The following is a 14,760-nucleotide window of genomic DNA, read 5'->3' as shown; positions in this document are numbered from 1 at the left end:
CATCAACTTTATCACGTGTATTATAGCCACAATAGTTTATCAAAGCCTGCAGCAGTGAGTCTAGAGAAACAGAAAGAGGCATCACCATCTAAATTGACCTGTCTAAATCATCTTGAGTTATGGCAAAAATTGCAGGAATAAAACGACGTGTTAAGCAAATATTAAAACCAGTAGTGATCAAATCGGTGTCAAAGGAGAAACGTATTATGCCTGATTCCAAAGAACAAGAAAAACGCTGGGCTGTTATAGCTTTATCAACTGTTCCGCTGATTATGACTCTGGGAAATTCCATGCTGATTCCGGTTCTGCCGGTAATGGAGCAAGAAGTGGACATTTCAAAATTACAGTCAAGTTATATTATTACCGTCTATTCTGTTGTCGCTATTTTTTTGATTCCTGTTGCAGGTTTTTTATCAGACCGATTTGGCAGAAAAGTCGTGATTGTACCTTCATTAATCATCACCGGTATTGGCGGATTAGCCGCCGCTCTCGCTTCACAGTTTATGGATAACCCATTTGTGGTTATTCTCCTGGGAAGAATCCTGCAGGGAATTGGTTCCTCAGGTGCTTTTCCCATTGTTATACCGCTTGTGGGCGACATCTTTAAAGATGATGAAGAAGCAAGTGCGACACTTGGAATTATCGAGACATCGAACACGATTGGGAAAGTGCTGAGCCCGATACTAGGAGCTGCACTGGCCGCGATCGTCTGGTACATGCCTTTTTACTCGATACCCGTATTTTGTGCTATCTCGACAATTATGGTTATGTTCATGATAAAAAGTAAAAGTGGCGAAGAGGAAAAAACAGAATTCAAAGAATATGTCGGGTTTATCAAAGATGCCATGAAAGAGCATGGCAAATGGCTGGTTGCTGTGTTTATCATTGGTGCCATCTTAATGTTTATTTTATTTGGCTTTCTGTTTTACTTATCAAGCATTCTTGAAGAAAAATACGGCTATGAAGGCATCTGGAAAGGTGTGCTGCTTGCCATTCCGTTATTGGCTTTATCGATTGCTTCCTTCATCACCGGGCATCAGATTAAAGATAATTTAAACGTTATGAAATGGGTAACTTTCACCGGTATTGTGTTAGCAGGGGCATCTGTGGCCGTTATCCCGCTTATGGATCATCCGATCTATTTGTTGGCGATCTTTCTTATTTGTGGAACTGGTATTGGTATGGCACTGCCTTGTCTGGATTCCCTGATTTCAACTTCATTAGAAAAGAATGTCCGGGGTGTCATTACATCACTGTATAGTGCTATGCGCTATGTTGGTGTAGCAGCAGGTCCGCCTGTTATTGCATTGATGATGAATTGGAATATTAGCTGGACGGCCAGTTTGCTGGCAATTTGTGCCCTTGTGGCCGGATTTCTGGGCTACCGGAATATTAAGCCTTAGACGCACAAAAATCGACCCTTGCAAATTTTCTCATTATTTAGGATAATGGGAAAAAGGAGCAAGGGGGAGTGTTCCATTGAAAAAGCAGAAGAGCATCTATCGGCTTTACCGGTATAGAGGGACAGCTAAACAAGCCAAGCGGCAAATGCCGTTTGAATGGCAATTAACGGCACAGCTTTTATTAGATGAACTATGTTTTACCTGGAATAAGCAAAGATTACAGGATGCGATTAATCACAGTCTTGATACGGGAAACCGGGATCGGTTTGAACAATTATGTGTTGCATACAGACATTTCGTCTGGGAATAAATTCCTCTTAAAAAGTCTCACCAGTGCTGGTGAGACTTTTTAAGATGCAATGCAGTAACGTTCATGCGATATGATTTTTGCTAACGCTCAATACTTTTATTTTGTTATAATATAGTCAGTTATTGTTTTACCAAAGGAGGCACTACGGATATGGACTACCGGATTGAAAAAGATACACTGGGAGACATGAAAGTCCCCGCCGATAAATATTGGGGTGCGCAGACGCAGCGGAGTAAAGAGAATTTTCCAATCGGCGGTGAAAAAATGCCTGTTGAAGTTACCCGGGCATTAGCAATTCTGAAAAAGGCTGCTGCTAAAGCGAATCATGAATTAGATTTAATGAGCAAGCAAAAGGCTGATGCGATTGGCTATGCTGCCGACCAAATTATTAGCGGCGAACTCGATGATCATTTCCCTCTGGTCGTCTGGCAGACCGGGAGCGGCACACAATCTAATATGAATGTTAATGAAGTGATTGCCCATGTCGGAAGTGAATGGCTGAAAGAGCAGGGAAGTGAGGAAACCCTGCACCCGAATGATGATGTCAATAAATCACAAAGTTCTAATGACACGTTTCCAACAGCCATGCATGTGGCGTTTGTTTTGAAGCTGGAAGATCAAGTTCTGCCGGCTGCCAAAACGCTGAAAGACACTTTGAAAGCGAAAATGGACGCTTTTCAGGAAGTTGTCAAGATCGGGCGTACGCACTTGCAGGATGCCACACCTCTGACGCTGGGACAGGAAATCAGCGGCTGGCACCGCATGCTGGAAAAGTCAGAAACGATGATCTCGGAGAACATCAAGTATCTGAAAGATTTAGCCATCGGCGGCACTGCAGTCGGGACAGGCCTGAATGCTCATCCGGACTTTTCGGAAGCCGTCACCAGAGCTATCAGTCAAGAAGCAGGCAAAACGTTTCAGTCAGCGCCTAATAAATTTCACGCCTTGACGAGCCATGATGATACGGTTCAGGTTCATGGTGCGCTAAAAGGACTGGCAGCTGATCTCATGAAAATCGCTAATGATGTGCGCTGGCTTGCAAGCGGGCCACGCTCAGGCATCGGTGAAATTACGATACCGGCAAATGAACCAGGCAGCTCAATCATGCCAGGTAAAGTTAATCCGACACAGCCTGAAGCCGTGACACTCGCAGCGACCCAAGTCATGGGAAATGATGCAGCTATTGGTTTTGCGGCTAGTCAGGGCAACTTTGAGCTGAACGTTTTCAAACCTGTCATTGCTTATAATTTCCTGCAGTCATGTCAGTTGCTGGCGGACAGCATGAGCTCGTTTAATGAGCGTTGCGTGCAGGGTATCGAACCGAATTATGAGCGTATTGATGACTTTTTGCGTAATTCCTTAATGCTTGTTACGGCTTTGAACCCGCATATTGGCTATGAAAATGCCGCGAAAATTGCTAAAAAAGCATTTGAGGACGATACGACGCTTAAGGAAGCGGCTGTTGAACTCGATTTGCTCACTGAAGAAGAATTTGAACAATACGTCAATCCTAAAGATATGACCCATCCGAACTAATGAAAAAGGCTGGGACAAACGTAATGTATTTTTATTATTTCACCTATGCCTTTGGTTTCAGTGCCTGCCCGCGCTATTAAACAACATTTACCAGTGGAATTCCATGATAAGTTTTCGAAACCTGTGAACAATAGTGTTTACAGGAGGTGATAAACATGGCTAACAACAACAGCAGCAGTTCAAACCAGCTGGTTGTCCCTGGCGCAGAGCAGGCTCTTAACCAGATGAAAACAGAAATTGCCCAAGAGTTTGGTGTTAACATGGGCGCTGATACGACATCCCGTGCCAACGGTTCTGTCGGCGGTGAAATCACGAAGCGTCTGGTTCAGTCAGCTCAGTCCCAATTTAATGGACAACAACAATCATATTAAATGGCTCCACAAGGGCTAATTCCCTTGTTCAGAAGAGGAAAGTCTTAGGCTTTCCTCTTCTTATGTTTTTTTCAGCCGTTTGGTAATTTTTACATTCAAAACTGTTTTATACATATCTTATGCAAGATAAGTGAAGCATCCTCTTTATAGTATACAGTGGTGGACACGTCTGTTATAGTGTGTTTAGACAAAATGAAGGAGGATTAGCGTGCCTAATATTTATGATAGTGCCTATGATTTAGAAAAGGCAATCCGTAACAGTGATGAGTTCACCAGGCTTAAACAGGCCTATGACGCTGTGATGGCGGATGAATCTGCTAAACAAATGTTTAATAATTTCCGGAATACCCAAATGGCTCTGCAGGAAAAGCAAATGCAGGGTGAGGAGATTTCTGAACAGGAAGTCGAAGAAGCCCAAAAAGTAGTGGAAACCGTGCAGCAGCACGATGATATTTCGAAATTAATGGAAGAAGAGCAGAATCTAAATGTCGTGATCAATGAAGTCAGCCAGATTATTACGAAGCCGCTTGAGGAACTTTACGGCAGTCCAGAAGAAGAGGCACAAGAATAAGCAACTCTAAGATCCCGCTGTGAATCATTGGTCAGCGGGATCATTCTATATCCAGTGCAAGCCCCGATTCACCTGTGAAACAGTATTAATTTGGCGTCTGGTGACACGCAGCGGTGGGTGTATTGACTGTATCCTTCGTCGTCAAGGCGTTTTTGGCCAATTGTTTTGGCCTCTTCGTTATTGGGTGCTTCGAATGATTCATCGAGCAGCTTCTCACCGGATTGTTCAAATACGGTTAAAAAATACGTCATATCGTTGTTCCTCTCCCTTCAAATCAAATGATGTCTAATGTCAACATACCATATCAGGCATACTGTAAGCGAATAATAATAGAACGTGCCTTCACTTTTTATATTTGCTAAAATGACACAGCGTTAGAATCACTGCCATATCAAGTCAATTCGCCGGATAATACGTCCATATTCTATTCGCATTCAGTCATTATTCATGATAAACTATCTTAAGATAAGTGACGGTGCCTTAAGTGGCTTCAGTCTATCGAATAAGCATTAAGCATATGGAGGGAGCCGAATGCCAAACAACCGCCAAACACCAACCGATCATGAAAGATATGAAGAAACGATTGAAAAGTACATTCAGGTTATCGCTAAAAATATGAACTTATATGGTATGACGACTTCTGTTGGGCGTTTATATGGTATTCTCTATTTTTCAGATGAACCAATGACCCTGGATGATATGCGTGATGAGCTGGAAATGAGCAAAACAAGTATGTCGACAGGTGTACGGGCCTTGTCGGATATGAAAATGGTTGAAACGACTTTCAAGCGGGGCATCCGAAAAGACTTGTACCGCTCTGAAGAGGACTGGTATAAGTCATTCACTTCTCTGTTTGGCAATCGCTGGCGTCATCATACCGAAACAAATATAGAAGAAACAAATGAGACGATAACCGAGCTGATAAAAATAAGAGAGCGCAACAGTGATCAAACGCTGCAGGCTAAAATCGACCGCGATCTGGAACGGCTCCGTTATGCAAAAGGCTACTATGAATGGTTGATGACATTTATTCAGGTCGTTGAATCAGGGGAGATTTTTGACTATATACCAAAAAATTCTGCAGAGACAAAATACGAAGATAATTAGACCTCAGCAGCTAATGATGTCTCAAAAAGGGGGAGCAATCAGGCTTGAAACAGGGGATAGAACATTACAGTGTTGGTGATGCATTTGATGACTTTATACTAATTAAATCAGCTTCACGCGGTATTACGAGTAATGGGAAGCCATTTTTAACACTGATTTTACGCGATACGACAGGTGAAATTGAAGCAAAGCTCTGGGATTCTACAAAAGAAGATGAAGATATCTTCTTACCAGAACAAATTGTGAGGATCTCAGGAGAAATCAATCAGTTCCGGGGTAAGCCGCAGCTGAAAATTTTTTCGATCCGGCTTTCTCAGCCGACAGATAATGTCCAGGTGGCTGACTTTATTGAAAAAGCACCGGTTGCACCGGAAACATTAATGGAGCGATTGACTAGTGCTATTTTTGAAATGACAAACCCGTCATTGCAGCGAATTGTCCGGGCCCTGGTTAAGAAATACCAGGAAAGCCTGCTGAGTTATCCGGCGGCTGCCAGGCACCATCATGCCTACGCCTCAGGTTTGGCTCATCACACGGTGAGTATGCTTGCAGTAGCAAAAGACCTGCACGACTTGTATCCGCAGACCAACAAGGATCTGTTGTATGCTGGGGTTATTTTGCATGATATGGGTAAAATAAAAGAACTTTCAGGTATGGTCACAACATCTTATACACTGGAAGGGAAACTGCTTGGTCATATCCCGATAATGGTTGAAGAGATTGGGCTTATGGCAAAGGAACTGGAAATTGAGGGCGAGGAAGTATTGATTTTACAGCACTTAATCCTTTCCCATCACGGAAAGGCAGAATGGGGCAGTCCCAAGATGCCTCTAATCCGGGAAGCGGAATTGCTGCATTTAATTGATCTGATCGATGCCAGAATGAATACATTAAATCGAGCACTGGACAAAGTGGAACCGGGGGAATTTACAGAACGGTTGTTCGGACTAGATAATCGGGCATTTTATAAACCAGCATTTGAAGAAAAATAAAGCACACTGATCCACATCCAGAACATATTTAAGCCTCGGTATTGCATATACATTAACTAAATGGATGGACAAGGGGGCTTATAATGATTCTTGGAGTGCCTTGGTGGGTATTTATGTTGATTATGTTCATTTTTTTAAGCGGCTATATGGCGTTTCGGGCGATGCGTGCAGAGCGCAGGCTTGAACAGCAGTATATCGAACAGGAAGGCATGGTTTATATTGACCGGATGGAACAGGAACGGCACGAAAAGCATAGACAGCGACAGCATATGTCCTGATCGTAACAAAAAGACGGCTGCGCCCATAAAGGGGTGTCAGCCGTCTTTTTGACTTAGTCTTTAGATTTTTGCTGTTTGTTGTCATCTTTTTTGAAAATGCCCTGCAGATCATCTGGTTTAATATTAACATCAGAATCCTCAATCAGCCCGTCTATCTTTTTCTGAAGCTGCTTGACGTCAACACGGCGATTAATAATGTTACGGCGTATCTTGTCTTTGTTATCCTCGAATGATCCGATATCCTTATCCTTATCACGCTTGTCCGTAACTTTTATAATGTTGTAGCCATAATCTGATTTGATAGGGTCACTGACTTTACCCCCATCCATGTTATAAGCAGCGTCCTCAATCGCAGGCGTCAGATCGCCAGCTGTAAAGTAGTCTAACTCACCGCTCTGCTGGGCGCCGCCTCCCTGACGTCTGCCACGTTGCGGTGTTTGTTTATCTGAGGTGTATTTTTCCATTAGATCATCGAAATTTTTACCGTTATCGAGTTTCTTTTCAACTTTCTTGGCTGTTTCTTCATCGTCCACTACAATATTTTTAGCTTTGATCTCGGTTTGCATCCGATTGTAGCGCTGTTTTAAATCGTCTTTTGTAATATCCATATCCTCTGCTGCCGCTTCCAGCTGCAGGAGGCTGAGTCTGATGGTATCACGATAGGCGTCTTCATCTTTGAAGCCCTGCTGCTGGAGAAACATGTCAAATTGATCACCTAATTGATCCTTTGTATCCTTTACTTGTGCATTCACGTCTTCATCTGAGACGTCATAATTATCTTCCAGCACTTTACGCGTCACCATTTGGCGCAAGACATCTGAGCCGGTTTTATCCTTCATCTGATCATAAAAATCCTGCTTGGTTATGTCTCCCGCACCTGTTTCAGCTACAACGTCCGAGCCACCGTCTGAACTGCAGGCTGACAATGTCAGGATGCTGGCTATACCGGCAGCAATGGCTAATTTCTTCATTTGTGTACACTCCTAATTAATAATAGTGTCTAAGTCATTTTTTAAATATAACATAGATAGCGGAAAAAATGGTGTAATTATTCATTTTATATTTTATACTGTCACATTCAGCACTTTGACATATGAGGATAGAAGTAAAATCAAAATCATAATATTAATTACGCGATACATGGAAGATTGCTTTTTGGCTTTCAACTCCATTTTCATGCAAAATTTATGTGTTAAGGAATTGAAAACTAACAAAACCAAAAGGGCATAAAATGGAAAAATTAATGTCAATGTCAAAACCCCCTTAATGAAATACCATGTCAATCCTATTCATACTGTATCAAAAGATGACTGGGATGAACAGTATAAATTACTTTCGGGCGGCGTGAAACAATACATGGTTATCGGTGTTCAGATGTACTTTTTATAACCTGTGTTGTATAATAAATAAACCAGTTTTAAACCGGTTTAGTCGTTCCTGTTTACGAGTATGACAATTTCATCTGAACTGTTTTCGATATAGGCATGTTTCGGCGATTTAGAAATATAAGCCATATATAAAATATCTTTAAACGACAAAGCGATATGGGCGGCTGTGAAGATAAGAAAGTATACATAATACGTACTAAACAGCCAGCTTCCCAGTATACCCGGAATGGTGATCAACAGCGTTGGCGCTGCTGTTGCTAATAAAGACGCTTTTTTTGTTAAATACTTTTTTGTATAATAGTTCGTGACAGGAAAAAAAATCATGTTTCGTTTATAAATCAGACGTGTCCGTTTATTTAATATCATTAAGGGCAGCATGTGCACGAATGTATGCATAGCGGGCAAAAAAAGAATTGCCAGAATGAACGGAATAATACCCGATTCATTTAAATTTGCTGTTCCATGCTTAACAGATAAGGGGATATAAAGAAATATGAACGTCAGCAGCCCAATTAATAAAGATTGCGAGTGCAGTCTGTTCATACCAAATTTTTTATCCAGATTGATGATTTTCCAGCAATTCATTGTGGATCCCCCCTTATATTGTCAGGAGCCTTTCAGTTCAATTTCCCTTAGAGATCATAATATGTTCCATTGTAAAAATCAATAGGTTATGTAAAAATAATATGATTTGTCATAGGTCTGGTAATGACTGCTATGACTGAGCTGAAGAAAAATGAATGCTGCGGATCTGGGGGTGTTATGGTTGGATGATACAGAAAAATTTGAAACCATTTATTTTCATCTTAAGCTGTTAGCGGAAACAATTGATTCAGAGACGTATCCATTCACAAAAATGATTGTCGAAAATCATTTAACCCGAAAGGAATACGAGGATCTTATGCAGCTTATCGCAAAGCTTCATGCTGAATACATAGTTCAAAAAGCGAGAGGATACCTGGACTTCTCCCCGCTTTTAGTGCATTTTGCTGGCATGCTGAATATAAAATTGGACCCGGATGCAGCCATTTACGCTCTGAAGCAGGAAGGCTATTATTCTTCTTTAATGGATGAATTTGTAAACGTATTGAAAAGATAATAACAATTTATGGAACAAATTATAATTGGTGCAGTTGGTTTCAGCCGGCATTAGACATCAGTATTAAATGCTTTAAGCCAGCATTTTATAGCAAATTAAAGGAAATGCAAGAAAAAACTCGTATATGTTGTTCAGCACAAACTGAACAAAAAATATGTACAAAATTGACGCTATTTAATAGTTGAAATAAAATTGTAATAGATTTATAGTTGTAAGGGTAGGCAGCGAGAGATCAGTTTTTTATTAAAGAATTAATCAGGTGATTTTTTATACTTTTGAACTGATAGAAAAGTTGCAGGATTTTTTAACCTCGTCGTTCAACTGTTAGGACTGGAAGAAATATGTCAAAAATGAATGGTTTTGTTTGGATATACATAGTTTCTTCACATTCAAACCAAAAAATTAAACACTGTTTAAGAGAGGTGAAAAAATGAGTAAAATTAAGGTTGACCGATTGACTAAAGTATTCGGCCGACGACCGAAACAAGCTATCAAATACCTTGATGAGAATAAATCGAAAGGTGAAATTCTTGATCTCACAGGTATGACAGTGGGTGTCAATCAGGCAACATTTGACGTTCAAGATGGGGAAGTCTTTGTTATCATGGGCTTATCCGGAAGCGGTAAATCCACACTTGTGCGTATGCTTAATCGTCTTATCGAGCCGACTTCTGGTGATGTATGGCTTGACGATGAGAACGTGACAAAAATGGATAAGGAAAGTCTGCGTAATATGCGCAGGAAAAAAATGAGCATGGTGTTTCAGAATTTCGCTCTCCTTCCGCATAAGTCAATTCTTAAGAACGCCGAGTATGGTTTAGAGGTTCAGGGCGTTGATAAAAATGATCGTGATCAAAAGGCACGTGATGCTTTGAATCTTGTAGGACTGGGCGATTATATGGATAAGTCTCCAAGTGAGCTTTCTGGCGGCATGCAACAGCGTGTTGGTCTAGCAAGGGCCCTTGCCAATGACCCGGAAATCCTTCTAATGGATGAGGCATTCAGTGCGCTGGATCCATTGATTCGTAAGGATATGCAGGATGAACTTATGGATCTGCAGCAATCAGTGCAGAAAACAATCATCTTTATCACGCATGACCTGAACGAAGCGCTTCGTATTGGCGACAGAATTGCTCTGATGAAGGACGGCGCTATTGTACAAATTGGTACGGCTGAGGAAATCCTGATGTCACCCGCCAACGATTATGTTGAGCGTTTTGTTGAAGATGTTGACCTCGCCAAAGTTCTTACGGCGGGCCATGTCATGAAACGTGCTGAAAGTGTCACAGTTGACCGGGGTCCAAATGTTGCCTTGAGATTAATGAGAGAAAGCGGCGTTTCTACGATTTATGTCGTCGATAAAAAACAAAAGCTCCTTGGCTATGTAACAGCAAATCAGGCAGCTGAAGTCGCTAAACAAGACAAGACGATGGAAGATATTTTAATATCCGATATCCCGAAAGTTTCTCCAGATACTTTATTGTCTGAGTTATTTGAACCAATGACGAATGATGCGGCACCATTGTCGGTTGTTGACGAATCCGGCAAGTTGCTTGGCATTGTTGTCAGAGGATCTGTTATTGGGGCACTTGCTGGCAATGATGAAGTGATAAATGGAAATGGGGGTGACGAGTCAAATGCCTGATACCATTTTTCCGCAGCTCCCATTAGGAGAATGGGTTGAGTCGTTTAAAAACTTTTTGACAGACACATTTGGTGTTGTGTTTGACACGATATCTGCCGTTCTGTCATTTATTACGGAGAATTTTGTTAGCTTACTGGAAGTACCGCCACCACTTGTGCTGATTATTATAATCGCTCTGCTCTCGTGGTGGGCTGTGAACTGGAAGATAGGTTTATTTGCTGTTATTGGTCTTGGCCTAGTTAATAACCTGGGTTATTGGCCTGAAATGATGGAAACACTTTCGCTTGTTCTTGTGTCGGTGGTTATTTCCATGCTAATAGGTATTCCCATTGGTATTTGGATGTCACAGAAAGATTCCGTTCAGGCGATTGTCACACCAATTCTTGACTTCATGCAGACTATGCCGGCATTTGTTTATTTGATTCCGGCAGTTGTGTTCTTCAGTCTTGGTATGGTTCCAGGTGTCATCGCGACAATTATTTTCTCAATGCCACCGACTGTGCGGCTGACAAACCTTGGTATCCGAGAGGTAGATGAAGAACTGATTGAAGCGTCTAACGCTTTTGGTTCAACGACAGGGCAAAGGCTGACAAAAGTTCAGATACCGCTGGGCATGACATCAATTATGGCAGGGGTTAATCAGACTATTATGCTGTCTCTGTCAATGGTTGTTATCGCTTCGATGGTCGGAGCACCAGGTCTTGGTACTGTTGTTTACCGGGCTGTTACCCAGGTAGATATTGGATCAGGCTTTGAAGGTGGTATATCGCTTGTTATTCTTGCGATGCTGCTTGACCGCGTGACCCAAGGGGTTAATAAATAGAAAGATGTCTGCGGACGATCCATCCAGAGCATTGTATGCTAAGCAGGATGGATCATCCGAGAACATATATATTACTAAGATTTAGGGGGAATATTTCTTATGTTTAAGAAATTTAGATTGTTAGGCTTAGCTGCAGCTCTTGTTCTGGCTATTACGCTTGCAGCATGTGGCGATGATTCAAACGAGGAAAGCTCTTCTTCAGATGGCAGCGATGAGTCAACTGAGGACAGTGGCGACGACGCAAGCAGCGATGGCACTAAGCTTGGCGGGAAAGATATCACACTGCCGTATGTAGCGTGGGCTGGTTCTACAACCCGTACGCCAATACTCGCAAATGTGCTTGAAGACGTTGGCTATAACGTTGACGTAAAACAGGTTGAAGCTGGTCCAATGTGGACAAGCACAGCAGATAATAAAAATACGTTTAACGCAACAGGCTGGCTGCCGGCAACTCACGGTGACTACCTGGATCAATATAGTGATAAAGTTAAAGTTTATGAGGAAGACAGTTTAGTTGAACAGGCACCACTTGCTTTGACTGTTCCTTCTTATATGGAAGATGTTAATTCGGTTAAAGACCTCAAAGGCAATGATGAACTTGGCGAAAAAGTTGACTGGGAAATCATCGGCATCGACCCAGGCGCTGGCATCATGCAGAACACCGAAAAAGCACTTGAAAACTATAGCTTAGACAATTGGGAACTTACGTCCAGCTCTGAATCCGCTATGCTTTCCGAACTGCAAACTAAAATAGAAAACGAAGAGCCAATCGTTGTACCTCTTTGGAAGCCACATTGGATTTTCGCTGACCTTGATCTAAAAATGCTTGAGGATCCAGACGACGTCTATGGTGGTGCAGGTGACAAGATTCAGCTTGTCTTTAACAAAGGATTCGAAGATGCCCACCCTGCAGCTTATAAAATTGCGACCCGCTTCGCTGCAGATTGGGGTGAAGAAATCGAAAACGAATATATGGCACCGATCTTTGTTGATGACAAAGATGCCGAAAAAGTTGCCGATCAATTTATGGACGAAAATGGCGACTTAGTCGAGAAATGGGAAGAAGGCATTGCTGCTGAGTAAAAGCTTATAGGGCAATTCCTTCCGTAAATTAAAATAATAAGCGTGGCGTCCACCATGAAAAATGATAAGGATGCCACGCTTGTTTTATAGTTAATCGCCGAATTTATTTTTTGGACAGATGCCCTGAAATGTAGGGATACTGGTATGGAAGCTTATCCTATTATTATGATAATGGTGCAAACTAAAAATGGTTTCAATCCGTAAAAGACGAATTGAAACCATTTTATACTGCTCTATGTCGCAGCCATTTTTTGCAGGCTCCTAGACGCATTCAGATACGCTTGGATAATGTGCGTATTAGGTATAACGAATTTATTCAGAACTACGACTGACGGACCTTATTTTCCAAGTCAGTTATGCTGGATTCAAGCTGTTCCAGATATTCCTGCATATTCTCCTGGTGAGGTTCGATTGTTTTTTTCCACTCTTCCACGGATTTTTTCATTTCCTGTGTTAAATCCTTAGCAAGAAAGGCACCTTCTTTGGATGTCTTGGTGAGCTGATTACTTAATGTTAAACCACGGTCTTTTAGCTTCTTAATCTGAAACATGAAATTGGAACCTTGTTGTTTGACACGGCCCCGCATGCCAGTGCCTGCTTCAGGTGTGGTTAATAAAGCTGCTCCTGCGCCTATGGCAGTCCCTGTTAGAAACCCTAAAAATAATGATTTGTTATTGGCCATGTGTCGAACACTCCTTCCAGTAATTCTTATACGTGTTTCGTTTCTCCTTCACAACGTTTAATCAAGTAACAAAAGGCTAAAAAAACTCTGACAGAATGGATGTGCCAGAGGATTACTGTAACTAGTCATCGTGTTTTAAATGGTGGTTAATTGTGTCTGTTTTAGAATGTTTTGGACAATTGGATAGACGATCATCATAAATGCTGTATTCAGGACTGCTGCCGGAAGTACAATGGATACAAATAAAATTGGAAATGCGCCGTCCATTAAACCGACTATATAAAGAGCTGCAGTCAAAAATATTGAGCCGCTGATCATCGTACCGACAGCCGTTAATACAGGAACGCTAAACGTATTATTTAACCGATTTTGAATGAGCAGTAATAGCCCTAAGAAAAGCAGGCCTGTGATCGGCTTATCAATGACGTTGGCAATCTGACCGCCTGGTGTTTGGGTTGTCAGCGCGGAAATAAATGCCGCAGCCATTGATACGACAAGCGTATACTTCAGCCTGGGAAACAGCATAATGCCCAAAAACATCATAGAGAGCAGCATGTCAGGTTTCATTCCATAAAAGAAAGGCGGAATGATAAAGTGTAACACTGCTCCAATCCCCATAAATAATGATAGAAGCACTAAAACTCTCGTATTCATTTTTATCTCTCCTCTTCTAAGCTAAGCTAGAGCCTTAAGGATGTAAATGATTATACTTTATATTCAAATGCAACCTTTGGCGTATTGTCTTCCAACTGTGCTTCTTCGCCAGCTGCGAAAACGTAGTTTCATTATAACAGATTGACAAACAGATAAACAGCCGTCAATTTTCCTAATTTTAGTGTAAATGGTGACTACAATTCACTTCCGATTGTTTGGGCTATTGTTTGCAGATCATCTTGCGAATAATTATTGGCATGAACCTGCCAGTTCGATGAAAAGCCATCATTTTCATCATAACGTGGAAGCAAATGGATGTGCAGATGGAATACAGACTGATCAGCTATTTTCTCGTTATTATTTAGTAAGTTCATGCCTGCTGGGTGGTAGGCCCTTTTAATGGCGTTAGCTATTGCTGGAACGCGTTCAAATAATTTACCGGCGACATCCGGAGGTGTTTCATAAATGTTTTGGGTATGTGTTTTGGGTACGACCAGCGTATGTCCCTTTGTCACTTGACTGATATCCAAAAATGCGTAGACATTCTCATCCTCATATACCTTCGCTGATGGAATATCTCCATTGATGATTTTGCAAAAGATACAATCCTCATGATCCATGCCAATCACTCCCTATGTATGTATTTCATTCATTGTATAAAGAAACAGGCTGATAAGTAAAGTAAAGCAATTTATTTGACGCCACTCCATACACTAAAAACAGGCCGGGATTAAGAGTGATCCGGCCTGTTAATAACAAGCAAGAGACGGACAGACATCTGTCATGTTGGGGACTTTGTGTGATCGTTACACAGTCCA

The 14,760-nt window shown here is 41.6% G+C and carries 18 protein-coding genes; 12 read left to right on the top strand and 6 right to left on the bottom strand.

From position 1 onward, the window contains the following. Positions 1 to 206: 206 nt before the first annotated feature. The 5 genes from ACZ444_RS10915 (at position 207) to ACZ444_RS10895 (ending at position 4,191) form a co-directional block, all read left to right on the top strand. Positions 207 to 1,403, top strand: a complete 1,197-nt coding sequence (locus tag ACZ444_RS10915) for an MFS transporter (protein WP_382357781.1) — start codon at positions 207 to 209, stop codon at positions 1,401 to 1,403. Positions 1,404 to 1,479: 76 nt separating this feature from the next. Further along, a complete protein-coding gene (locus ACZ444_RS10910; RefSeq protein ID WP_382357780.1) occupies positions 1,480 to 1,713 on the top strand; it encodes an IDEAL domain-containing protein in 234 nt (77 codons plus the stop codon). Positions 1,714 to 1,863: 150 nt separating this feature from the next. After that, on the top strand, positions 1,864 to 3,249 hold the full coding sequence (gene fumC / locus ACZ444_RS10905; protein WP_382357779.1) for a class II fumarate hydratase: 1,386 nt from the start codon (positions 1,864 to 1,866) through the stop codon (positions 3,247 to 3,249). Between the two features lie 155 nt (positions 3,250 to 3,404). Continuing rightward, positions 3,405 to 3,620 carry a small, acid-soluble spore protein, alpha/beta type gene (locus ACZ444_RS10900; RefSeq protein ID WP_382357778.1) on the top strand — a complete coding sequence of 72 codons (216 nt, stop codon included), beginning with the start codon at positions 3,405 to 3,407 and terminating at the stop codon, positions 3,618 to 3,620. A gap of 208 nt (positions 3,621 to 3,828) precedes the next feature. Then, positions 3,829 to 4,191 carry a YlbF/YmcA family competence regulator gene (locus tag ACZ444_RS10895; RefSeq protein WP_382357777.1) on the top strand — a complete coding sequence of 121 codons (363 nt, stop codon included), beginning with the start codon at positions 3,829 to 3,831 and terminating at the stop codon, positions 4,189 to 4,191. Between the two features lie 68 nt (positions 4,192 to 4,259). On the opposite strand, the gene ACZ444_RS10890 is transcribed toward ACZ444_RS10895, so the two are convergent. Further along, positions 4,260 to 4,442, bottom strand: a complete 183-nt coding sequence (locus ACZ444_RS10890; protein WP_382357776.1) for a YhzD family protein — start codon at positions 4,440 to 4,442, stop codon at positions 4,260 to 4,262. A gap of 280 nt (positions 4,443 to 4,722) precedes the next feature. Here ACZ444_RS10890 and ACZ444_RS10885 point away from each other — a divergent pair, with 280 nt between their 5' ends. The 3 genes from ACZ444_RS10885 to ACZ444_RS10875 all read left to right on the top strand — a co-directional run bounded on the left by ACZ444_RS10885 (position 4,723) and on the right by ACZ444_RS10875 (position 6,568). Further along, positions 4,723 to 5,298, top strand: coding sequence for a GbsR/MarR family transcriptional regulator (locus ACZ444_RS10885; RefSeq protein ID WP_382357775.1), 576 nt, complete (start codon positions 4,723 to 4,725; stop codon positions 5,296 to 5,298). Between the two features lie 44 nt (positions 5,299 to 5,342). Beyond that, positions 5,343 to 6,290, top strand: a complete 948-nt coding sequence (gene yhaM, locus ACZ444_RS10880; protein WP_382357774.1) for a 3'-5' exoribonuclease YhaM — start codon at positions 5,343 to 5,345, stop codon at positions 6,288 to 6,290. 83 nt (positions 6,291 to 6,373) lie between these two features. Beyond that, positions 6,374 to 6,568, top strand: a complete 195-nt coding sequence (locus ACZ444_RS10875) for a sporulation YhaL family protein (protein WP_382357773.1) — start codon at positions 6,374 to 6,376, stop codon at positions 6,566 to 6,568. A 53-nt stretch (positions 6,569 to 6,621) separates the two neighbouring features. Here ACZ444_RS10875 and ACZ444_RS10870 read toward each other — a convergent pair whose 3' ends face one another. Further along, positions 6,622 to 7,539 (bottom strand): peptidylprolyl isomerase, encoded by a 918-nt coding sequence (locus ACZ444_RS10870; protein ID WP_382357772.1) that lies wholly within the window; start codon positions 7,537 to 7,539, stop codon positions 6,622 to 6,624. A gap of 456 nt (positions 7,540 to 7,995) precedes the next feature. Beyond that, positions 7,996 to 8,541, bottom strand: a complete 546-nt coding sequence (locus tag ACZ444_RS10865) for a DUF3267 domain-containing protein (RefSeq protein ID WP_382357770.1) — start codon at positions 8,539 to 8,541, stop codon at positions 7,996 to 7,998. A gap of 172 nt (positions 8,542 to 8,713) precedes the next feature. On the opposite strand from ACZ444_RS10865, the gene ACZ444_RS10860 reads away from it, so the two are divergent. The 4 genes from ACZ444_RS10860 to ACZ444_RS10845 all read left to right on the top strand — a co-directional run bounded on the left by ACZ444_RS10860 (position 8,714) and on the right by ACZ444_RS10845 (position 12,606). Beyond that, a complete protein-coding gene (locus ACZ444_RS10860) occupies positions 8,714 to 9,055 on the top strand; it encodes a DUF1878 family protein (protein WP_382357920.1) in 342 nt (113 codons plus the stop codon). A gap of 430 nt (positions 9,056 to 9,485) precedes the next feature. Continuing rightward, complete coding sequence (locus ACZ444_RS10855) at positions 9,486 to 10,700, top strand: quaternary amine ABC transporter ATP-binding protein (protein WP_382357769.1); 1,215 nt, start codon at positions 9,486 to 9,488, stop codon at positions 10,698 to 10,700. Next, the gene (locus tag ACZ444_RS10850) at positions 10,693 to 11,523 is read left to right on the top strand and encodes an ABC transporter permease (RefSeq protein WP_382357768.1); all 831 of its coding nucleotides are present in this window, start codon (positions 10,693 to 10,695) and stop codon (positions 11,521 to 11,523) included. The genes ACZ444_RS10855 and ACZ444_RS10850 overlap by 8 nt, the downstream gene beginning before the upstream one ends. A 99-nt stretch (positions 11,524 to 11,622) precedes the next feature. Further along, on the top strand, positions 11,623 to 12,606 hold the full coding sequence (locus ACZ444_RS10845; protein WP_382357767.1) for a glycine betaine ABC transporter substrate-binding protein: 984 nt from the start codon (positions 11,623 to 11,625) through the stop codon (positions 12,604 to 12,606). A 322-nt stretch (positions 12,607 to 12,928) separates the two neighbouring features. Here the strand turns inward: ACZ444_RS10845 and ACZ444_RS10840 are convergent, their stop codons facing one another. The 3 genes from ACZ444_RS10840 to ACZ444_RS10830 form a co-directional block, all read right to left on the bottom strand. Then, complete coding sequence (locus tag ACZ444_RS10840; RefSeq protein ID WP_382357766.1) at positions 12,929 to 13,288, bottom strand: YtxH domain-containing protein; 360 nt, start codon at positions 13,286 to 13,288, stop codon at positions 12,929 to 12,931. Positions 13,289 to 13,423: 135 nt separating this feature from the next. Then, a complete protein-coding gene (locus ACZ444_RS10835; protein WP_382357765.1) occupies positions 13,424 to 13,942 on the bottom strand; it encodes a tryptophan transporter in 519 nt (172 codons plus the stop codon). A 194-nt stretch (positions 13,943 to 14,136) separates the two neighbouring features. After that, positions 14,137 to 14,562 (bottom strand): HIT family protein, encoded by a 426-nt coding sequence (locus ACZ444_RS10830; protein WP_382357764.1) that lies wholly within the window; start codon positions 14,560 to 14,562, stop codon positions 14,137 to 14,139. Between the last annotated feature and the right edge of the window lie 198 nt (positions 14,563 to 14,760).

It is taken from the genome of Lentibacillus kimchii (assembly GCF_055381965.1).
The sequence above is the reverse complement of the archived record's forward strand: the minus strand, read 5'-3'. Positions and strand labels throughout refer to the sequence as shown.